Source organism: Pseudoxanthomonas sp. (assembly GCF_036845285.1).
Taxonomy (GTDB): domain Bacteria; phylum Pseudomonadota; class Gammaproteobacteria; order Xanthomonadales; family Xanthomonadaceae; genus Pseudoxanthomonas_A.
Map to the genome: position 1 here is coordinate 39,998 of NZ_DAIUEE010000004.1, position 20,418 is coordinate 60,415.

The following is a 20,418-nucleotide window of genomic DNA, read 5'->3' on the forward strand; positions in this document are numbered from 1 at the left end:
ATCGGCAGACCACGAGCCGTTGGCGCATAGGCCGTTGGTCATGGCTTGTGGCCTAGTGTAATGACCGCAGGTGGCGGCTAGGATCGGGGGTTCTGCAGGCCCATCCAGTATTAAGGAGTGTCCGATGTCCCTTTCCCGCCGGCCCCGTGCCGCCCTGCTCGCCATTGCCCTGTCCGCTGCCCTCGGCGGCGTGGCGTACGCACCGGCCCCGACGTATGCGAAGCCGGCCGCCGGTGCGGACATCGTCATCCCGTATGAGGAGTTCACCCTGCCGAACGGGCTGCGGGTCATCGTGCATACCGACCGCAAGGCGCCGATCGTGGCGGTCAACGTCTGGTACCACGTGGGCAGCAAGAATGAGACCCCGGGCCGCACCGGTTTTGCGCACCTGTTCGAACACCTGATGTTCCAGGGCAGCGAGAACCATGACGGCGAGTTCTTCACCCCGTTCGAACTGGTCGGCGCCACCGACCAGAACGGCACCACCAACCAGGACCGCACCAACTACTTCCAGAACGTGCCGACCACCGCGCTCGACATGGCGCTGTGGATGGAATCCGACCGCATGGGCCACCTGCTCGGTGCGATCGACCAGAAGGCGCTCGACGAGCAGCGCGGCGTGGTGCAGAACGAGAAGCGCCAGGGCGAGAACCAGCCCTACGGCCGCCGCATCAGCGCGCGCATGTTCGAGGCGCTGTATCCGGCCGGGCATCCGTACAGCTGGCAGACCATCGGTTCGATGGCCGACCTCGACGCCGCCACGCTGGACGACGTGAAGACCTGGTTCCGCAGCTGGTACGGCCCCAACAACGCGGTGCTGGTGCTGGCCGGCGACATCGACCTCGCCACCGCCAAGGAAAAGGTGACCCGCTACTTCGGCGACATCCCGGCCAGCGCCACGCTGGCGGACATGAAGACCAACATCCCGGTGCATGCCAAGGACACCCGCGAAACCATCCCCGACCGCGTGCCGCAGGTGCGCGTCTACCGCGCCTGGCCGGTGGCCGAGATGGGCTCGAAGGATGCGGTGTTGCTCGACCTGTTCGCGCAGGTGCTGGGCGGCAGCGCGGCCTCGCGCTTCGATACGCGGCTGGTGCACGGCGACAAGATCGCCGACCAGGCCAGCGCTTACCAGTGGAGCAGCGAGATCAGCGGCACCTTCTTCCTGATGTCCACCGTCAAGGAAGGCGTCGATCCGGCCAAGGTCGAGGCCGCGCTGGATGACGAACTCAAGCGCCTGGTCACACAGGGGCCGACGGCCGAGGAACTGGAGCGCGCGCGGGTGTCCGGCGTGGCCGCCTTCGTGCGCGGCATCGAGCGCATCGGCGGCTTCGGCGGCAAGTCCGACGTGCTGGCTTCCTGCGCCGTCTACCAGAGCAAGCCCGACTGCTACAAGGAAGACTTGGCCATCTACGCCAGCGCCACGCCGGCCGAGGTGCAGGCGGCGGCGAAGAAGTGGCTGAGCGGCGGATCGCACACCATCCTGGTGCAGCCGAGCGAGACCCCGGCTTCGGCATTGCCGGAGACCGTGTTCGCGGCGCCGGCCACCACGCCGGCGGCCACCCCGAAGGTGGATCCGAAGTTCAAGACCATCGCCAGCACGGTCGACCGCAGTGCCGGCGTGCCGAAGACCACCACGTTCCCCGACCTGAAGTTCCCCGCCGTGCATCGCGCCACGCTGTCCAACGGCATGCAGGTCGCGCTGGCCGAGCGCCACGAGACCCCGGTGGTGCAGATCAACGTCGAGTTCCCGGGCGGATATGCCGCCGACGTCGGCAAGAAGCTCGGCACCGCCAGCTTCGCGCTGCAGATGATGGACGAGGGCGCCGGCGAGTACGGCGCCCTCGATTTCGCCGCCCGCAAGGAAGCGCTGGGTGCGGAACTGACCACCGGTGCCGGTCTGGACTCGGCCTCGGTCGGGCTGTCGGCGCTGACCGACAAGCTGGCGCCCTCGCTGGACCTGCTGGCCGACGTGCTGCGCCGTCCGACCTTCGCTCCGGCGGAAGTGGAGCGCGTGCGCGCCACCTGGATCGCGGGCATCAAGCAGGAGAAGGCGCGTCCGCAGACCGCCGCGCTGCGCACCCTGCCGCCGCTGCTGTACGGCGCGGGCCATCCGTACGCGATCCCGTTCACCGGGTCGGGCACCGAAGCGTCGATCGCCTCGCTGACCCGCGACGATCTGGTCGCCTTCCACCGCGACTGGCTGCAGCCGGACCAGGCCCGTATCACCATCGTCGGCGACACCACGCTGGCCGAGATCGTGCCGCTGCTGGAAGCCCGCCTGGGCGACTGGAAAGCCGCACCGAACGCGCCGAAGCTGGCGGCCGTGCCCAAGGTCGCCAACGCCGCCAAGCCGCGCGTGTTCCTGATCGACCAGCCCGGCGCCATCCAGTCGAACGTCTATGCCGCGCAGCTGGTGCCGCCCACCGGCGACGCCGGCACGATCGACTTCGACTTCGCCAACGGCGTGCTGGGCGGGCAGTTCACCTCGCGCCTCAACTCCAACCTGCGTGAGGACAAGCACTGGGCCTACGGTTCCTACAGCGGTGCGCGCAACACCCTGGGCCAGCGTCCCTGGTGGGCCAGCGCCGCCGTGCAGAGCGACCGCACCGCCGATTCGATGAAGGAACTGCAGAAGGAGATCAGCCAGTTCGCCACCGGCCAGGCACCCGCCACGCCGGAGGAGATCACCAAGGTCCGCGCCTCCAACACCCTGGAACTGCCGGGCGCGTACGAAACCGCCTCGGCCGTGCTGAGCCAGATCGCCTCCAACCAGCGCTACGGCCGCCCGGACGACTACATCGTGCAGTACAAGGCCCGCAACGACGCCATTGGCGCCGCCGATGTCGCCAAGGCGGCCGCCACGCTGTCCCCGTCCTCACTGACATGGGTGGTGGTGGGCGACCTGTCCAAGGTCGGCGAACCGGTCCGCGCGCTGCAACTGGGCGAAGCGGTGGAGCTGGACGCCGACGGCAAGGTGCGCCCCACCAAGTGACCCGCTGTCATCGGCCCTGAGCGCGTCGCAACGCGCCAGGGCGATGACGCGACACGCCGCCGCCTCTCCGCCGAGGGGCGGCGCATGGCCCGCCTCGATTCATCCGGCATCGGCCAGAATGGCCCCGACTCACATTCCAAGGTGACCCCGATGCGTGTTGTCCTGCTTGCCGCCGCTTCCGCCGTGCTGCTGTCCGCCTGCACCTGGGTCCACCTGGCTCCGACCGCCCGCGACGTCCGCGTGGTGGCTGCCGGCGCCATGCCGTCGGGCTGCGAGAAGCGCGGCGAGGTCTCGGTGTCGGTCAAGGACAGCGTGGCCTTCTATGAGCGCAACGCCCTGCGTGTCCGGGACGAACTGGAAACCCTGGCCCGCAACGAGGCTCCCGGCCTGCAGGCCAATACGCTGCAGGCGCTGGGCGATCCGGCCAATGGCGAGCAGCGGTTCGCGGCCTACCGCTGCGGACGTTAATTGTGAACTGAGTCACAGTTTTCGGATCGATTCGCGGGGCGCGGCGCATCCGTAAAGATGCGGTGAAGGCGCGAAGTCGTTACCCTTGTCGGCCCCCTCGCCTGAGCCTTGGCGCTAACCTCGATGCTCTTCAAGAATGTCTCCATCGCGGGACTGGCGCATATCGATGCGCCGCACACGCTGACGTCCGACGAAATCAACGCGCGCCTGCAGCCCACGCTCGACCGCCTGGGCATCAAGACGGATGTGTTGAACGACGTCGCCGGCGTGCACGCCCGACGCCTGTGGGACGCAGACGTGCAGGCCTCCGACGCCGCCACGCTGGCGGCCAGGAAGGCGCTGCTCGACGCCGGCATCGGCGCCGACAAGATCGGACTGGTCGTCAACACCTCGGTCAGCCGCGACTACCTGGAGCCGTCCACGGCCAGCATCGTCTGCGGCAACCTGGGCGTAAGCGATCACTGCCAGACCTTCGACGTGGCCAACGCCTGCCTCGCCTTCATCAACGGCATGGACATCGCCGCCCGCATGCTGGAGCGCGACGAGATCGACTACGCCCTGGTCGTCGATGGGGAGACCGCCAACCTGGTCTATGAAAAGACCATCGAGCGCCTCAACGCCCCCGATGTCACCGAGCAGCAGTTCCGCGACGAACTCGCCGCCCTGACCCTGGGCTGCGGTGCCGTGGCGATGGTGCTGACGCGCCGCGCGCTGGCCCCGGAAGCGCCGCGCTACAAGGGCGGCGTGACCCGCTCGGCGACCGAGTGGAACAAGCTCTGCCGCGGCAACCTGGACCGCATGGTCACCGATACCCGCATGCTGCTGATCGAGGGCATGAAGCTGGCCACCAAGACGTTCGCCGCCGCCAAGGTCGCGCTGGGCTGGGCCGTCGACGAGCTGGACCAGTTCGTCATCCACCAGGTCAGCCGCCCGCACACGCAGGCGTTCGTGAAGTCCTTCGGCATCGACCCGAAGAAGGTCATGACCATCTTCACCGAGCACGGCAACATCGGCCCGGCCAGCGTGCCGATCGTGCTGAGCAAGCTGAAGGAACTGGGCAAGCTGAAGAAAGGCGACCGCATCGCCCTGCTCGGCATCGGCTCGGGCCTGAACTGCACGATGGCCGAGGTGGAGTGGTAAATCTCTCTGTATTGCGAGAATATCTTTTAAGTTAGAGCGGTTAACTTTCAAATAAGGCCGCTTAACTTTACAATCGGTCCATGGCACGCCCAGACCGCTCCCAAGAAATCGAGAAAGCTCTACTGAGCCTGGTCGACGATCATCCGCAGGATCTGGTGCGGGTGGCCGCCGAAGCATTGGGGCTGAGTCGCACCGCGGTGGCCTCGCGCGCGCGCGCATTGGCCGATCAGGGCTTCCTCGACAAGGAGGGAACGACACGTCCCACGTATCGGCGAGGTAGCAATTTCTACGTGGAGTTCCGGTATGCGCTGAACGGCCTTCAGGAAGACCAAGTCTGGTCGCGTGATGTGTCGCCGCTGCTGCGCCGCCTGGCAGGTAACGTACTGGACATATGCCACCACGCGATCACGGAGATGGTTAACAACGCGATAGATCATTCGGAAGGCAGTGACGTACACGTCGTGGTAGCCATGAAGAATGGTCAAGTCTGTCTATCTGTCATTGATGACGGTGTCGGGATCTTCCGCAAGATCACCAGGGCGTTGGCGCTGCCGGACGAGCGCCTCGCGCTACTTGAGCTATCCAAGGGCAAGCTCACGACAGATCCCCGGCGTCATTCCGGTGAAGGTGTCTTTTTTACTTCCCGCATGTTCGATCATTTCGAGATCGAGTCAGGGGAGTTGGTATTCGACCATGACGCTAATGAGCCGGATGACATTCTTCTGGACATCGACGAAACCGCCGACGTGGGGGGTACGGCGGTGCGCATGACGATCGCAATGGACTCGCCACGAACTGCACGAGAGGTTTTCGCCGAATTCTCCAGTGGTCCGGACGAATACGCATTCGCGAAGACGGTCGTGCCCGTCCGTCTGGCAAAGGTAGGGGACGAAAACCTGATATCCCGATCGCAAGCCAAGCGGCTGCTGCGACGGGTCGAACGATTCCGTTGCGTCATGCTGGACTTCGAAGGCGTCACGACCATCGGCCAGGCTTTTGCGGATGAAATCTTCCGCGTGTTTGCGAATGAGCACCCCGAAGTGGAACTGGTGGCGATCCATGCAGTCGCAGATGTCCAGCAGATGATTCGTCGTGCGGAGGTCCTTCGCGACGAGGGCGGCAATCAGCTTTCGTTGCTGTAAAGCCTCAAACGAAGAGATTAACGATGAACCTTCCCGGCTATCCCCCCCATCCCAAGCGCTTCGAGGTCCGTCCGGGCCTGTCGATGAACTACCTCGACGAAGGTCCGCGTGACGGCGAGGTGGTGATGATGCTGCACGGCAATCCGTCGTGGAGTTATTACTGGCGCACGCTGGTGGCCGGGCTATCGGACAAGTACCGCTGCATTGTGCCCGACCATATCGGCATGGGTCTGTCGGACAAACCGGACGACAGCCGCTACGAGTACACCCTGCAGTCGCGCGTGGACGACGTCGCCGCGCTGCTCAAGCACCTCGGCGTCACCGGCCCGGTGACGCTGGCCGTGCACGACTGGGGCGGCATGATCGGCTTCGGCTGGGCGCTCTCGCACGCGGCGCAGGTGAAGCGGCTGGTGGTCACCAACACCGCGGCGTTCCCGATACCAGCTGCGAAGGCGATGCCGTGGCAGATCGGGCTGGGCCGCGACTGGACCATCGGCGAGTGGGTCATCCGCGGCTTCAACGCGTTCTCCGCCGGCGCCTCGTGGATCGGCGTGGAGCGGCGCATGCCGGCCGACGTGCGCCGCGCGTACGTGTCCCCGTACGACACCTGGGCGAACCGCATCGCCACCATCCGCTTCATGCAGGACATCCCGCTGGGCCCGCAGGACAAGGCGTGGTCGCTGCTCGAGGCGGCAGGCAAGGCGCTGCCGTCGTTCGCGGATCGCCCGGTGTTCCTAGGTTGGGGCCTGAAGGACTTCGTGTTCGACAAGCACTTCCTCGACGGCTTCCGCGCTGCGCTGCCGAATGCCGAAGTGCATGCGTACGAAGACGCCGGCCACTACGTGCTGGAAGACAAGCACGAGATCCTGGTGCCGCTGATCCGGGACTTCCTGGATCGCCATCCGCTCGATTGAATCCTTGTCCCCACGGGGCGAGGCCTTCGCGGGGAGAAGGTGCCGAAGGCGGATGAGGGGCGCTCTTGTTGTTGCGTTGTTTGATGGGTGTCCGAGTGGCTCGCTGCGCTCGCCTCCCTTCATCCGACGCTGCGCGCCACCCCGTATCGAGTACGGGGCAGGCTCTTCTCCCACGAGGGGAGAAGGACTAAGTCTCCGGCAACGGATTTTTCTCCGCTTCCATCACGCCCACCCAGTCCGCTTCCACCAGCAACGGCAGGCCATGCGCCAGCCGTGCCTTGTCGCATTGCACGCTGCGTTCGCCGAACTCCAGCGACGCCGGCACCAGCGCGCATACCGACGGGCGCCGGTCGTGGATCGTGCAACGGCTGTAGCGGCCGATGTCGGCGTCCAGCGCCACGCACCACGGGCTTTTCCGCGAGGTGCCGCGCATCACGCGCTCGTGCACGCGCAGCGGCTCGGTCAGTCCGATCGGCACCACGCCGCCTTGGTCGGGGTCCGCCTCGCTCCAGTGGAAGCTGACGCGGAAGTGGGCGCAGCAGGCGCCGCAGGTCAGGCAGGGGTGCATCGGCGTGGGCTGGCGTCGGGGCGCGGGCGGGACGCGCATTCTGCCAACGCCGGCGGCTGACGCAAGTACCGTCCAGCGGCGACAATGGCCGCATGACCGATCCGTGCAACATCGCCGCCAGTCTTCCGCGACTGGCCCGCGAGCAGCCCGAACGCGTGGCCATGCGCTGTCCCGACCGCGCCGGCCGTTACACCCGCGAGCTGACCTACGCGCAGCTGGACGCGCGCAGCGACGCCATCGCCGCCGGGCTGGGCGCCTACGGCATCGGCCGTGGCACGCGCACCGTGGTGATGGTGCGGCCCACGCCGGAGTTCTTCCTGCTGATGTTCGCGCTGTTCAAGGCGGGCGCCGTGCCGGTGCTGGTCGATCCCGGCATTGATCGCCGCGCGCTGAAGCAGTGCCTGGACGAGGCCGAACCCGACGCCTTCATCGGCATCCCGCTGGCCCAGTTCGCTCGCTGCCTGCTGCGCTGGGCCAGGTCGGCGACGAAGATCGTCACCGTCGGCACGCGCTGGGGCTGGGGCGGCACCACACTGGCGAAGATCGAAGCGCGTGGCGCGGGCGCGGGTCCGCAGTTGGCGGACACCTCGCCCGATGACGTGGCCGGCATCCTGTTCACCAGCGGCTCCACCGGCGTGCCGAAGGGCGTGGTCTACCGCCACCGCCATTTCGTCGCGCAGATCGAGCTGCTGCGCAACGCCTTCGGCATGCAGCCCGGCGGTGTCGACCTGCCGACATTCCCGCCGTTCGCGCTGTTCGATCCCGCGCTCGGGCTGACCTCGGTGATCCCCGACATGGATCCCACGCGTCCCGCGAGTGCCGATCCGGAGAAGCTGCACGCGGCCATCGCGCGCTTCGGCGTGACCCAGCTGTTTGGTTCGCCGGCGCTGATGAAAGTGCTGGCCGACCATGGACAGCCACTTCCGGGCGTGCAGCGCGTGACCTCGGCCGGCGCGCCGGTGCCGCCGGATGTGGTCGCCAGGATCCGCACGCTGCTGCCGGACACGGGACAATTCTGGACGCCGTACGGCGCCACCGAATGCCTGCCGGTGGCCGTCATCGAAGGTCGTGAACTGGACGCCACGCGCGCCGCGACCGAAGCCGGCGCCGGCACCTGTGTCGGCCGCGCCGTGTCGCCGAACGAGGTCCGCATCATCCGCATCACCGATGACGCCATTGCCGACTGGGCCGGCGTCGAGGTGTTGCCCGATGGCGAAGTGGGCGAGATCACCGTCGCCGGCCCCACCGCCACCGACACCTACTTCCGCCGCGACGCCGCCACCCGCATCGCCAAGATCCGCGAAGCGCAGGCCGGCGGCCGCGAGCGCATCGTGCACCGCATGGGCGATGTCGGCTGGTTCGACGGTGAAGGCCGGTTGTGGTTCTGCGGCCGCAAGACGCAGCGCGTGGAAACCGTCGACGGTCCGCTCTACACCGAGCAGGTGGAGCCGGTCTTCAACACGCATCCGCAGGTACGTCGCACCGCGCTGGTCGGCATCGGCGAAGCAGGGCGCCAGCAGCCCGTGCTCTGCTACGAACTGCAGCCCGGCGTCAGCGCCGACCCGCTGCGCATCGAGGCCGACCTGCGCACCATCGCCACGCGTCATCCGCATACCGCACGCATCACGGCGTACGTGGCGCATCCCGGCTTCCCGGTCGACATCCGCCACAACGCCAAGATCGGCCGCGAGAAATTGGCCGTGTGGGCGACAACGCATCTGGAGCAGCACGCATGAAGATCCTCGTCACCGGCGGCGGCGGTTTCCTCGGCCAGGCGCTGTGCAGTGGCCTGGTGGAGCGCGGGCATGAGGTCATCAGCTTCAACCGGGGTAACTATCCGGCGCTGCGCGAACTTGGCGTGGGGCAGGTGCAGGGCGACCTGGCCGACGGCCATGCGGTGATGCATGCCGCCGCAGGCATGGATGCGATCTTCCACAACGCGGCCAAGGCCGGTGCGTGGGGGAGTTACAGGAGCTACCACGACGCCAACGTGGTCGGCACACAGAACGTGCTGGATGCCTGCCGCACGCATGGGATCGGTCGCCTCGTCTACACCTCCACGCCCAGCGTGACGCATCGCGCCACGCATCCGGTGGAAGGCAGCAGCGCGGCCGACGTGCCGTACGGCGAGGGCTTCAAGGCGCCGTACGCCACCACCAAGATGATCGCGGAGAAGGCGGTACTCGCCGCCAATGACGCCACGCTGGCGACGGTGGCACTGCGGCCGCGCCTGATCTGGGGTCCCGGCGACCACCAGATCCTGCCGCGGCTGGTGTCGCGCGCGCGCGCCGGTCGCCTGCGCATCGTCGGCAGTGGCGAGAACCATGTCGACACCACCTACATCGACAACGCCGCGCAGGCGCACTTCGATGCCTTCGAGCATCTCGCGCCCGGTGCCGCGTGCGCCGGCAAGGCCTATTTCATCTCCAATGGCGAGCCGTGGCCGATGCGCAAGCTGCTCAATGCGCTGCTGGACACCGCGGGTGCACCGCGTGCGGACAAGCACCTGTCGTTCAAGGCGGCGTACCGCATCGGCGCCGTGTGCGAGACGCTGTGGACCGTGCTGCCGCTGAAGGGCGAACCGCCGATGACGCGCTTCCTGGCCGAACAGCTCAGCACCGCGCACTGGTACGACATGGCGCCGGCGCGGCGCGACTTCGGCTACGTGCCGCGCGTGTCGATGGACGAAGGGTTCGAGCGCCTGCGCGCCTGGTTGCGTGACCATCCTGTGTAGGAGGGGCTCTAGCCCGCGCCCACGCGCATCATTCGCGTGCAGGCAGATGAGCGCGCCGCCGCGCGGCAGGGATAGTGAATGGTTCAATGGTGGCGAAAAGCGGTCGGAGCTAAAGCCCCTCCTACAACCGGCAACGGCCTTCACGCACGGATCACGACGCTGAAGTTTTTCCTTCCGGGCGCCGCGGGCAATCACGCGCCCGTGACTTCGCGCGCTCCAGCATGGCCCCACGCCACTACCGGCTGTACCACTGGCCACATGCCAAAGGGAGTTCCCATGCTGCGCTACGCCGTCATCTTCTTCGTCATCGCCCTCATCGCGGCCGTGCTTGGTTTCAGCGGCATCGCCGGCGCCGCCACCAACATCGCGTGGGTGCTGTTCGTCGTGTTCGTGATCCTGGCGATCATCTCGCTGCTGCGTGGCAAGCGCGTCTGACGTCGTCCCTGTTCGTCTCCGCCGGGACGGCAGGATGCCGTCGAGCCCGCCCCGAGCACTGCACGATGCAGGCAGACGGGCGGGCAGGGCGTCCGGGCTTTGCCGCTAGAATGGCGGCATGGACCTGTCTCCGTTCGATGCCCTCAAGCCACTCGCCGGCCGTGCGCTGGAAGCCGCGCTCAACCATGCGTTGACGCTGGATCCCGACACCGCCGCGGCACTGCGACCGCTCGAAGGTCGTCGCATCCAGTTGCAGGTCGATGGACCACCGCTGGCGATGGACATCATCGTTGGCGGCGGTCGCCTGCAGGTGGGGCCGGCCAGCGAAGTCCTCGAAGCCGATCTCGCCGTGCGCAGCACGCTCGGTGGCCTGCTCGGGCAGCTGCCGTTCCTCCGCCGTGACCACGCGACGCCGGTGGGCAAGGTCAAGGTGTCGGGCGATGCCGACTTGGCACGCCGCCTGCAAACGCTCGCCACGCGCTTCGATCCCGACTGGTCGCTGCCGTTCACCCGTGTGTTCGGCGACGTGATCGGCGTCCAGGTCGCCAGCGCGGTCCGCGGCGGTCTGCAGCAGATGCGCGCCACCGCCGGCAACCTGGCGGAATCCGCCGCCGACTACATCACCGAGGAGTCGCGCGACGTCGTCGGCCGCGACGAACTCAATGCCTTCCACGACGACGTCGACGCGATCCGCGACGACGTCGAGCGCTTGGCCGTGCGCGTCGGTCGCCTGGCCGCCCGCGTGGAGCAGCGCGCATGAAGTCGGTGCTGCGCGCCAGCCGCATCGGCCGGGTGCTGCTCCGCTACCGCCTCGACGACCTGCTTGATGGCACGCCGGTCGAGCGCTGGCTGAAACTCGGTCGCCCGTTCGTGCCACGCGCATCGGCCGAAATCGCCGCGCAGCCGCGAGGCGCGCGCCTGCGCCTGGCACTGCAGGAACTCGGTCCGATCTTCGTCAAGTTCGGGCAGATCCTGTCCACGCGGCGCGACCTGATCCCGCCCGACATCGCCGAAGAGCTGACGCTGCTGCAGGACCGGGTGGCGCCATTCGATGGCGACCGCGCGCGCGCGCTGGTCGAAGAAGAACTCGGTCGCCCGATCCACGAAGCGTTCGAACAGTTCGACACCACGCCGCTGGCATCAGCGTCCATCGCGCAGGTGCATGCGGCGACGCTGCCAGGCGGTCGCGAAGTGGTGGTCAAGGTGCTGCGCCCCGACATCCGCAAGCAGATCGCCGGCGACATCGCGCTGCTGGAAAGCGTGGCCGCCATCGTCGAGCGCGCGCATCCCAGCGCCGACAAGATCCGCCCGCGCGAGATCGTCGCCGAAATCGAGAACACGCTGGCGGCCGAACTCGACCTGCAGCGCGAGGCCGGCAACGCCAGCCTGCTGCGGCGCAACTGGTCGGAGTCGCCGGACCTGTACGTGCCTGAGGTGATCTGGTCGCATACCGCCGAACGCGCGATGACGATGGAGCGCGTGCGCGGCATCCCGTCCGACGACATCGCCGCCCTCGATGCCGCCGGCATCGACCGCCGGGCGCTCGCCGCCAAGGGCGTGCGCGTGTTCTACCAGCAGGTGTTCCGCGACAATTTCTTCCATGCCGACGCGCACGCCGGCAACATCTGGGTCGATCCGGAACGCAAGACCGATCCACGCTTCATCGCGCTCGACTTCGGCATCATGGGGCAGCTCTCGCGCGACGATCAGTATTGGCTCGCCGAGAATTTCATGGCGATCTTCAACCGCGACTACCGCCGCATCGCCGAACTGCACGTGCAGGCCGGCTGGATGCCGGCGCATATCCGCATCGATGAACTGGAAGCCGCTGCGCGCGCCGTGTGCGAACCCTACTTCACCCGCCCGCTCAGCGAGATCTCGCTGGCCGAGGTGTTGGCCAAGCTGTTCCGCACCGCGCAGCGCTACGAGCTGACGCTGCAGCCGCAGCTGATCCTGCTGCAGAAGACCCTGCTCAACATCGAGGGCGTCGGCCGCCAGCTGGACCCGCAGATCGACATCTGGGCGGTCGCCCGACCGGTGCTGGAGCGCATCCTGCTGGAGCGCTACAGCCCGCAGCGCGCCGCGCAGGAATTCCGCAAGCGCCTGCCGGAGATCATGACGCACGCGCCGGACATGCCGCGGCTGGTGCATGCGTGGCTCAGCCAGCAGGTGGACGGGCGGCATGAACTGGCGATGCGCTCGAAGGACCTTGCAGATCTCGCGCAGACGATGAAGGGCATGCAGCGCCGCGTCGTTGCCGCCATCCTCGGTGTCGGCCTGCTGATCGTCGCTGCGGTGCTGTACGGGCTGGAGGCCGGTGGTCCGAGCGTGTTCGACGTACCGGCCGCTGCGTGGATCGCCGGCATCGGCGGACTGTGGGCGCTGCTGGCGGCGTGGCCCAGGCGGTGAGGCAGGAACGAGTGAAGAGAAGTGAGGAGTGAGCGAAAGCCCACTCACTTCTTCGCGTTCGCTCCTCGCTTCATCACCAGCCACCAGCCCAGCCACACCTGCAGCGGCAACGTCAGCAGACAGCCGAGGGTGAACCAGCGCGGGAAGTCGTCCCACGCCATCACGGTCACGTACAGGTCCAGGCCCAGGTAGAGCACGAAGATCGCCCATGCATGCGCGGTCTTCGACACGGCTGCGACGCCCACCATCAACACACTGCCGACGACTCCGGCCAGGAAGACCCACAGCAGGTCGTAGGCCAGACGCGCATCGCCGCCGCGCGGCAGTACCAGTACGCCGGCCAGTTCGCCGCCCGCCAGATTGACGACGGGGATCGCGGCGATGGCGAGCACCAGTCCCAGCGCGCTGCGCAGCACGATGATCGTGCGGTTCGGCATGGGTGCGGCTCCATGAGCGGGGGCGCCATTGAATCATGCCGGCGATGGGTGTTGACGCGGCCGCAACGATTCTTTCGCGTGACGTGCGCATGGCGCACGCTACGGTAATGGTTCATTCGCACGGGAGTCTTCCCATGAGCCACTTGACCGGCAAACGCGTCGCCATCCTCGCCACCGACGGTTTCGAGCAATCCGAACTGATCGAGCCGATGCGTGCGCTGAAGGAGCACGACGCGCAGGTCGACGTCGTTTCGCTGGAAAGTGGACGCATCCAGGGCTTCGAGCACTTCGACAAGGGCGACGAAATCCCCGTCGACCGCGTGCTGTCCGACGTCAGCGCGCAGGACTACGATGCGCTGGTCATCCCGGGCGGTCTGTTCAACCCGGACGCGTTGCGCGTTGACGACAAGGCGCTCGCCTTTACGCGCGGCTTCTTCGAGGCGGGCAAGCCGGTCGGCGCGATCTGCCACGGGCCGTGGGTACTCGCCAACGCCGATGTGCTGAAAGGCCGCACGATCACCTCGGTGCCGAACATCCGCAAGGATCTCGAAAACGCCGGCGCGACCTGGAAGGACGATGAGGTCGTCGTCGACAAGGGCCTGGTCACCAGTCGCACGCCGAAAGATCTGCCGGCGTTCTGCGCGAAGCTGGTCGAAGAGATCGCCGAGGGCAAGCACGGCGCTCAGCGTCGCTCGGCATAAGCCGCACCCGCGATGCCGCGTACCTCAGCGTGGCCTCGTCGATGCGGGAGGCGCGTCTGGCGCGCAGCGCGGCAGCGGCAATGGCCCGAACACCTTCGTGGTGCCAGCGAAGCCACCCTGCTCCACCACGTAGACCGCACGTGCCTGCGCATCGACGTGCAGGAACTGCTGGTAGCCGTCGGCGATGTGGCCCATGTCCGACATCGGCGAACCCAGTGTGTTCAGCAGCTCGGGCGGCGGTGAAGCCATCACCGGCCACGCCTGCCGGATACCGTAGGGACTCATGAAGGGTTTCAGGCGTTGCACGACGCAGGCGGTCGTGTTGTCCGGGATCGAATGCGGCATGTCCGGATCGGGCGCAGACGCCAAGGCCAGCAGAAGGACGAGGGGCTGCATCATTCAGCGGATCCTGGCATCGTCGATCTGGATGCTGGCATAGCGCAGCTGCGCGCCACGGGTGACGCTGCAGCGGACGATGGCATCCTGGCCGTCCGCGCGCAGCTTGCCTTCAACGAACAGGGTGTTGCCGCGATCGACCTGCGACGACGTCCATTGGTAGGTCGGCATGCTGCGTGCGGCATAGCGCGCTTCGGCCTCGGCACGACACCAGCCCACCAGATCGTTGGCGCTGTTGATGGTGCGGTCCAGGTAGTACGGATCGTGGGCGCCGGCTTGTCCGGAGAAGGCGAACAGTGTGGCGATGAGCAACGACATGATGATCTCTCCCTGATGCGTGACGGTCGTGCGCGCGGCCTATACTGCGGCCGGTTCCCGTGGACGAGGCGCGCATGAAGAGGATCGCACGTGGCATCGCATGGCTGGCGCTGGTGGTGGCAGCCGGTTTCAGTACCGGTTTATCCGCGGCGGACGACACGCCGCTTTCCGTGATGAGCTTCAACATCCGCTTGCCCGCCGAGAGCGACGGCGTGGACTACTGGGAGACGCGCAAGCCGCTGGCGGTGCGCATGCTGCGCGAGCAGGCACCGGACGTGATCGGCCTGCAGGAACTGGTGAAGACGCAGGCCGACTATCTCGCGCGGGAGCTGCCGCAGTACGCCTGGTTCGGTCGCGGGCGGGAGGTCGATGGCGGTGGCGAGCACATGGGCGTGTTCTACAACAAGGACCGGTTGAAGGTGGTGGAGTCCGGCGACTTCTGGCTGTCCGACACGCCCGACGTACCCGGCAGCATCACCTGGCACCACCCGCATCCGCGACTGGTGACGTGGGCATTGTTCGAGCGCCTCGGCGACCACAAGCGCTTCTACCTGTTCAACACCCACCTGCCGTACCGCGAGCAGGACGAGGCCGCGCGGGTGAAGGGAGCGCAGGCCATCGCCGCGCGCCTGGCCACGTTGCCGGCCGGCGTGCCGGTGGTGCTGACCGGCGACTTCAACACCACGCCCGACAGTGAAGTGCATGCGGTGTTGGCACGCGCGCTGCAGGATGCGTGGACGATCGCCCCGCGCGTGGATGGCAGCGACGCTACGTTCCACGGGTTCACCGGCCAGGCCGACAAGCGCATCGACTGGATCTTCGTACGAGGCGTGCAGCTGGAATCGGTCGCCTCGGTGACGACGCGCTGGAACGGTCGCTATCCGTCCGATCACTTCCCGGTGATGGTGACGCTGCGGTTGCCGTAAGGCTCGAGGTCCGAGATCGGACCCGGAGCCCCCTTGATCGAGCTCCGAGCCTTGTGCACGGGGCGCAATGTGCGAGCGATGGGGCTCGTCTTGCCTTCCCCTCTCCCCTCTCCCCGTTGCACGGGGCGAGGGGGTGGGGTGACGCTCGACGCGTCATGATGATCAGGCGTGGCATGAGGTTCTTGTGGGAGCGACGTGAGTCGCGATGGGCTATCGGTAGCGCTTCATCGCGACTCACGTCGCGCCCACGGCAGCAAAGGTTTCCGGCGGCGCGGAGAACATCCGCACATGCGGCAAAAAAAATGGCCCCTCGCCGGGCCGTCGTCGATGCTGCGAACCGTCAGGCGCGTGCTTCGTCAGCGTTCCGAACGCTCGCGATGTTTCTCCGCCATGAACCACATCGCGCCACCCCAGACCAGGCCGCAGATGGGGAAGCCGATCAGCGCAGCCGTCAGTAGCGGCACGAACTCCCTGTCGGTGAACACCGTCATCAAGCCGCACCACAGCAGGGCGGTGGTGAGGCCCCAGCCCAGCATGCCGCGGAGCACGATGAAGCGCAGCGGCCCCAGCTCGCGGATCTTCTGCCAGCGGGCGAGGGCTGCTTCCCGCTTCGTGTCGGGGTACTCGCTCATGGGGTGGCCCTCGAAGCCGCTGCCGACGTGCTCGCCGCCTTGGCGAAATCACCGGCGACGAATACGCTCAGCGCCTCCGGCTTTAGGTGCTTGCGGATCGCGGCATTGACCTGCTCGCGGGTCAACGCCGCGTACTTCGCGTCCAGCTCGGTGGTGAACTGCATGGTGCGGCCGAAGTACAGCTGGTCGGTCAGCATGCCGGCGATGGTGCCGTCCTCGGCGCGGGCCTGCTGGCGTTCGGTCAGCGTGCCGGCAACGGCATCCTTCAGCTCGTCGGCGGTGACGCCGTCCTTCAGCAGCTTGTCCAGTTCCTCGCGCACCAGCGCTTCGACCTTGGCCATGTTCTCCGGCGCGGCGATGGCCTGCACGGTAAAGCTGCCGGCATCGTCCTGGCCGCCGCGGCTGTCGTCCGCGCGGATGCCGCTGGAGACGCCGTAGCTGAGGCCTTCCTGCTGGCGGATGCGGTCGCCCAGGCGCGACTTCAGCGCGCCACCGCCGAAGATGCGGTTGGCGACGATCATCGCGGGATAGTCGGGGTCGGTCACGCGCAACGACAGGTTCTGCCGCGCCAGCAGCACGGCGTTGGGCTTGTCCGGTGTTTCGAAGCGCTGCTGCCTGGCTGCGACGTTCGTGTAGCGCGTATCGATGGACGCATACGGCGTGCCCGCCTGCCAGCCGGCGAACAGCTGCTCCAGCTGCGCACGCACGGCGACCGGGTCGAAGTCGCCGACGATGGCGATCTCACCCTCGGACGTGCCGTAGAGGTCGCGATGGAATGCGCGCACGTCGTCGATCTTCAGCGCCTTCATCATTGCCAGAGACTCGTCCAGTGTGCGGTTGCGCAGCGGATGGCCGGCCGGCCACGGATCGAAGTACTGCGCCAGTGCGCGGCCGGCGATCGCGCCCGGTTCCTGGCGCGACGCTTCCATGCCGGTCAGCGCCTGCACGCGCAGCTGCTCGAACTCGTCCTGCGGGAACGCCGGGTTGCGCAACACATCGGCCGCCAGCGCCAGCGCATCGGCCAGGTATTCGCGCCGCGTCTGCAGGCCGATGGCCGCGCCCTGCAGGCTGCCGCTGATGTTGCCCTGCGTCTTCAGCTGCTCAAGGCGCTGGTCGATTTGCGTGCGCGTCATGGTCCTGCTGCCGCGCATCAGCATCGCCCCGGCCATGCCGGCGGCGCCTTCGCGGCCAGTCAATGCGGCTTCGTCGGCGAAACGGAAGTTGGCGTCGACGACCACCGTGCCGCCGCGGGTCTTCTTCGGTAGCAGCGACACGCGCAGCGCCTTCCCCAGGGTGAAGGTCTGCGTGCGCGCTTCGATGTTCTGCGGCGAAGGATCGAACTGTTCGCCGGCGGTGACCGCGGCACGGCCGGTGTAACCGTCCACCAGGGTGGCGACGGCGGGCGCGGCGGGAATCTCCACGCGGTCCGGCGTCTCGCTGGGGATGAAGCGGCCCAGCGTGCGGTTGCTCGATTTCAGATAGGTCGCGGCGACGCGGTTGACGTCGGCAGCGGTGACCTTCTCGATCGCGTCGCGGCTGGTGAACAGCAGGCGCCAGTCGCCGGCGGACTGGAATTCCGACAGGCCCATGCCGACTGCGTTGACGTCGGTGAAGTAGAGGTCGTAGGCATTGCCGATGCGCTGCTTGGCCTCGTCCACTTCCTGCTCGGTGACGGGGTGCGCGGCGATCTGTTCCACCTGCTTCAGCAGTTCGGCTTCGGTCTTCTTCGCATCGCCATCGTTCGGAATGACGGCGACGGCGGTGAGCAGGCCCGGGTCGCGCATCGACTCGGCGTTGGCGCCGCTGCCGGCCGCCAGCTTGCCTTCGACCAGCGCCTTGTGCAGGCGTCCGCCAGGCGTATGGCCCAGCACGTTCGCCAGCACGTTCAAGGGCGCGTTGTCGGCGTGCGCGACGGCCGGCACGTGGTAGGCGGCGGCGACCAGGCGCAGGTTGCCGACGCGGCGCACGGTGACCTCGCGCTCGCCGTCCTGCGCAGGTTCGACGGTGTAGAAGCGTGGCAGCGCACGCGCGGGTCTCTTTACCGGGCCGAAGTGGCGGGCGATGCGCGACAGCACGTCGGCGGTGTCGATGCGGCCCGCGACGATCAGGGTGGCGTTGTCCGGCTGGTACCACTGGCGGTAGAACGCCTGCAGCTTGTCGATCGGCACGCCCTCCACGTCGCTGCGCGCGCCGATGGTGGTGTTGCCATAGTTGTGCCACAGGAAGGCGGTGGAACGGATGCGCTGGAACAGCACGCCGCCGGGATTGTTCTCGCCGGCCTCCAGCTCGTTGCGGACCACGGTCATCTCGCTGTCGAGGTCCTTCTTCGCAACGTTCGAATGGACCATGCGGTCGGCTTCCATCTTCAACACCCACTCCAGGGTGTCGGTGTTGGCCGGGAACGAGGCGAAGTAGTTGGTGCGGTCCAGCCCGGTGGTGGCGTTGAAGTCGATGCCGCGCTTCTTCATCTCGCCGCTGATGTCGGATTGCGTGGGCGTGCCCTTGAACAGCAGGTGCTCCAGCAGGTGCGCCATGCCGGTCTCGCCGTAGTTCTCGTGCACCGAGCCGACGTTGTAGACCAGGTTCACCGTCACGGTGGGCTTGGTGGCATCAGGGAACAGCAGCACGCGCAGGCCATTGGCCAGCGTGTACTCGCTGATGCCCTCGATGCTGGGGCCGGCGACGACGCCCTTCGGCAAGGCGGTCTGCGCCTGCAGCGCGACGGGGTGGCCCACGGCCAGCGTAATGGCCAGTCCGAGTGCGACAATGAAACGGGGTGACTTCATCCACGATCCTCCAACGGTGCCGCGGGCGTCCATCGCGTGCGGCGAACCCCGAGTTTCGCAGATTTGCAGGAAAGGTTGATTCATGGATTACGGTGAGATCACGGCGGACAAGGGCGCATTGCCCGTGCTGTACGCCGATGCGCAGATCGCGGTGGTGAACAAGCCTGCGGGCGTGATGGCGCACGACAGCAAGCTGGCGCGCGGCGAGACCGATTTCGTCGCCGACCGCCTGCGCGCGCAGTTCGGCAAGCCGATCTTCCTGATCCACCGGCTGGACCGCGCGACCAGCGGCTGCCTGCTGGTGGCCTTCGACCGCGACAGCGCGTCCACGCTGGGCAAGGTGCTGATGTCGCGCGAGGTGGAGAAGGACTACCTGGCGGTCTGCCGTGGCTGGCCGGAGCCGGATTTCATCGTCGACCACCCCATCGATGGCGGCCCGGGCAAGCCGGAGAAGAAGCCGGCGCTCACGCGCTTCCTGCGACTGGCGACCGGTGAACTGCCAGTGCCGTCGGGCGGTTTCGAATCGTCACGCTACGCATTGCTGCGCTGCCAGCCGGAAACCGGCCGCTTCCGCCAGATCCGCCGGCATCTCAAGCACGCGTTCCATCACCTGATCGGCGACACCAGCCACGGCGATGGCCGCCACAACCGCCATTTCCGCATGCAGGGCGTGCACCGCATGCTGCTGCACGCGGTGCGGCTGTCGTTCCCGCATCCGGCCACCGGCGAACGCATCGAGGCGGTGGCACCGCTGGATGCGGAGTTCTTGAAGGCATATGCGCTGTTCGGCTGGGAAGCCGATCTGCGCTAGCCGTGCTTTCTGTAGGAGCGACGTAAGTCGCGACCGCAGAAGTGAAACGTCGGGATCGCCAGACCAGGAGCAGCCTGTCCGATGCATGCTCTTACCAAGCAGCGCTGAAGGCTGCCATGGCGTGCGGTCGCGACTTACGTCGCTCCTACAGTCGCTCCCACAGAGCGCCAGCGTCACGCCACCCGCATCGCCGCCAGCACCATCAGCGCCACGGCGCACAGCATGCCGACCAGCCAGCTGAAGCTGCGCAGCGCCTGCTTGTCGGCCAGATAGAACACGCCATGCAGCACTCGCGCGACCACGAAGGCGATGGCGAGCGGCGTGACCGTCTCCGCCGGCACGCCCGCCAGCTGCGCCATCAGCACGCCGGCGACAAAGGCGGGGAGCGCTTCGAAACCGTTGAGGTGCGCGGCGTTGGCGCGCTGCACCTTGTAGTTGCCGTCCTGCTTGGCCACCCACGCGCGCGGGTTGCGGTTGTTGTAGCGCTCGCCCGACCGCTTGGCGATGAAGACCCACAGGTACGGCAGCAGTGCGGTGACCAGGATGCACCAGTAAGCGATGGCCATGAGCGGTTTCCTCCGAGGATGGCGCAGGGTAGTGGGTGTG

20 protein-coding genes are annotated in these 20,418 nt (G+C 67.3%); 13 read left to right on the forward strand and 7 right to left on the reverse strand.

Features of this window, described 5'->3' with window-relative positions:
• The first annotated feature begins 124 nt into the window (after positions 1-124).
• The 5 genes from V7060_RS06580 (at position 125) to V7060_RS06600 (ending at position 6,659) form a co-directional block, all read left to right on the forward strand.
• Positions 125-2,995 carry a pitrilysin family protein gene (locus V7060_RS06580; RefSeq protein ID WP_334178449.1) on the forward strand — a complete coding sequence of 957 codons (2,871 nt, stop codon included), beginning with the start codon at positions 125-127 and terminating at the stop codon, positions 2,993-2,995.
• 150 nt (positions 2,996-3,145) lie between these two features.
• Positions 3,146-3,463 carry a DUF4156 domain-containing protein gene (locus V7060_RS06585; RefSeq protein WP_334178640.1) on the forward strand — a complete coding sequence of 106 codons (318 nt, stop codon included), beginning with the start codon at positions 3,146-3,148 and terminating at the stop codon, positions 3,461-3,463.
• Positions 3,464-3,586: 123 nt separating this feature from the next.
• Positions 3,587-4,603 (forward strand): 3-oxoacyl-ACP synthase III, encoded by a 1,017-nt coding sequence (locus V7060_RS06590; protein ID WP_334178450.1) that lies wholly within the window; start codon positions 3,587-3,589, stop codon positions 4,601-4,603.
• Between the two features lie 80 nt (positions 4,604-4,683).
• Complete coding sequence (locus V7060_RS06595) at positions 4,684-5,745, forward strand: DUF4325 domain-containing protein (RefSeq protein WP_334178451.1); 1,062 nt, start codon at positions 4,684-4,686, stop codon at positions 5,743-5,745.
• 23 nt (positions 5,746-5,768) lie between these two features.
• Positions 5,769-6,659 (forward strand): alpha/beta fold hydrolase, encoded by an 891-nt coding sequence (locus V7060_RS06600; protein ID WP_334178452.1) that lies wholly within the window; start codon positions 5,769-5,771, stop codon positions 6,657-6,659.
• A 187-nt stretch (positions 6,660-6,846) separates the two neighbouring features.
• On the opposite strand, the gene V7060_RS06605 is transcribed toward V7060_RS06600, so the two are convergent.
• Complete coding sequence (locus V7060_RS06605) at positions 6,847-7,227, reverse strand: YkgJ family cysteine cluster protein (protein ID WP_334178641.1); 381 nt, start codon at positions 7,225-7,227, stop codon at positions 6,847-6,849.
• Between the two features lie 92 nt (positions 7,228-7,319).
• On the opposite strand from V7060_RS06605, the gene oleC reads away from it, so the two are divergent.
• The 5 genes from oleC (at position 7,320) to ubiB (ending at position 12,805) form a co-directional block, all read left to right on the forward strand.
• A complete protein-coding gene (gene oleC, locus V7060_RS06610; RefSeq protein WP_334178453.1) occupies positions 7,320-8,963 on the forward strand; it encodes an olefin beta-lactone synthetase in 1,644 nt (547 codons plus the stop codon).
• Positions 8,960-9,961 carry a 2-alkyl-3-oxoalkanoate reductase gene (gene oleD, locus V7060_RS06615; RefSeq protein ID WP_334178454.1) on the forward strand — a complete coding sequence of 334 codons (1,002 nt, stop codon included), beginning with the start codon at positions 8,960-8,962 and terminating at the stop codon, positions 9,959-9,961. The genes oleC and oleD overlap by 4 nt, the downstream gene beginning before the upstream one ends.
• A gap of 276 nt (positions 9,962-10,237) precedes the next feature.
• Positions 10,238-10,396 carry a DUF1328 domain-containing protein gene (locus V7060_RS06620; protein ID WP_146388387.1) on the forward strand — a complete coding sequence of 53 codons (159 nt, stop codon included), beginning with the start codon at positions 10,238-10,240 and terminating at the stop codon, positions 10,394-10,396.
• Between the two features lie 118 nt (positions 10,397-10,514).
• Positions 10,515-11,156, forward strand: a complete 642-nt coding sequence (locus tag V7060_RS06625) for an SCP2 sterol-binding domain-containing protein (protein ID WP_334178455.1) — start codon at positions 10,515-10,517, stop codon at positions 11,154-11,156.
• Positions 11,153-12,805 (forward strand): ubiquinone biosynthesis regulatory protein kinase UbiB, encoded by a 1,653-nt coding sequence (gene ubiB / locus V7060_RS06630; RefSeq protein WP_334178456.1) that lies wholly within the window; start codon positions 11,153-11,155, stop codon positions 12,803-12,805. The genes V7060_RS06625 and ubiB overlap by 4 nt, the downstream gene beginning before the upstream one ends.
• A 44-nt stretch (positions 12,806-12,849) precedes the next feature.
• On the opposite strand, the gene V7060_RS06635 is transcribed toward ubiB, so the two are convergent.
• Positions 12,850-13,242, reverse strand: a complete 393-nt coding sequence (locus V7060_RS06635; protein WP_334178457.1) for a hypothetical protein — start codon at positions 13,240-13,242, stop codon at positions 12,850-12,852.
• Between the two features lie 134 nt (positions 13,243-13,376).
• Between V7060_RS06635 and V7060_RS06640 the strand changes: the two genes are divergently transcribed.
• A complete protein-coding gene (locus tag V7060_RS06640; protein WP_334178458.1) occupies positions 13,377-13,943 on the forward strand; it encodes a type 1 glutamine amidotransferase domain-containing protein in 567 nt (188 codons plus the stop codon).
• Positions 13,944-13,967: 24 nt separating this feature from the next.
• On the opposite strand, the gene V7060_RS06645 is transcribed toward V7060_RS06640, so the two are convergent.
• Together V7060_RS06645 and V7060_RS06650 are read right to left on the reverse strand one after the other, a co-directional pair.
• A complete protein-coding gene (locus V7060_RS06645; RefSeq protein ID WP_334178459.1) occupies positions 13,968-14,342 on the reverse strand; it encodes a hypothetical protein in 375 nt (124 codons plus the stop codon).
• A complete protein-coding gene (locus tag V7060_RS06650) occupies positions 14,343-14,657 on the reverse strand; it encodes a hypothetical protein (RefSeq protein WP_334178460.1) in 315 nt (104 codons plus the stop codon).
• A 74-nt stretch (positions 14,658-14,731) separates the two neighbouring features.
• Between V7060_RS06650 and V7060_RS06655 the strand changes: the two genes are divergently transcribed.
• Positions 14,732-15,583: an endonuclease/exonuclease/phosphatase family protein gene (locus tag V7060_RS06655; RefSeq protein ID WP_334178461.1), complete on the forward strand. Its 852-nt coding sequence runs from the start codon at positions 14,732-14,734 to the stop codon at positions 15,581-15,583.
• A gap of 356 nt (positions 15,584-15,939) precedes the next feature.
• On the opposite strand, the gene V7060_RS06660 is transcribed toward V7060_RS06655, so the two are convergent.
• Positions 15,940-16,215 (reverse strand): hypothetical protein, encoded by a 276-nt coding sequence (locus V7060_RS06660; RefSeq protein WP_334178462.1) that lies wholly within the window; start codon positions 16,213-16,215, stop codon positions 15,940-15,942.
• Complete coding sequence (locus V7060_RS06665; RefSeq protein ID WP_334178463.1) at positions 16,212-19,001, reverse strand: pitrilysin family protein; 2,790 nt, start codon at positions 18,999-19,001, stop codon at positions 16,212-16,214. Before V7060_RS06665 ends, V7060_RS06660 begins: the two co-directional genes overlap by 4 nt.
• Positions 19,002-19,083: 82 nt before the next feature.
• Between V7060_RS06665 and V7060_RS06670 the strand changes: the two genes are divergently transcribed.
• Positions 19,084-19,812: a pseudouridine synthase gene (locus V7060_RS06670; RefSeq protein WP_334178464.1), complete on the forward strand. Its 729-nt coding sequence runs from the start codon at positions 19,084-19,086 to the stop codon at positions 19,810-19,812.
• 173 nt (positions 19,813-19,985) lie between these two features.
• On the opposite strand, the gene V7060_RS06675 is transcribed toward V7060_RS06670, so the two are convergent.
• Entirely contained in the window at positions 19,986-20,378 is a 393-nt protein-coding gene (locus V7060_RS06675; protein ID WP_334178465.1) for an MAPEG family protein, read from the reverse strand.
• Positions 20,379-20,418: the final 40 nt, after the last annotated feature.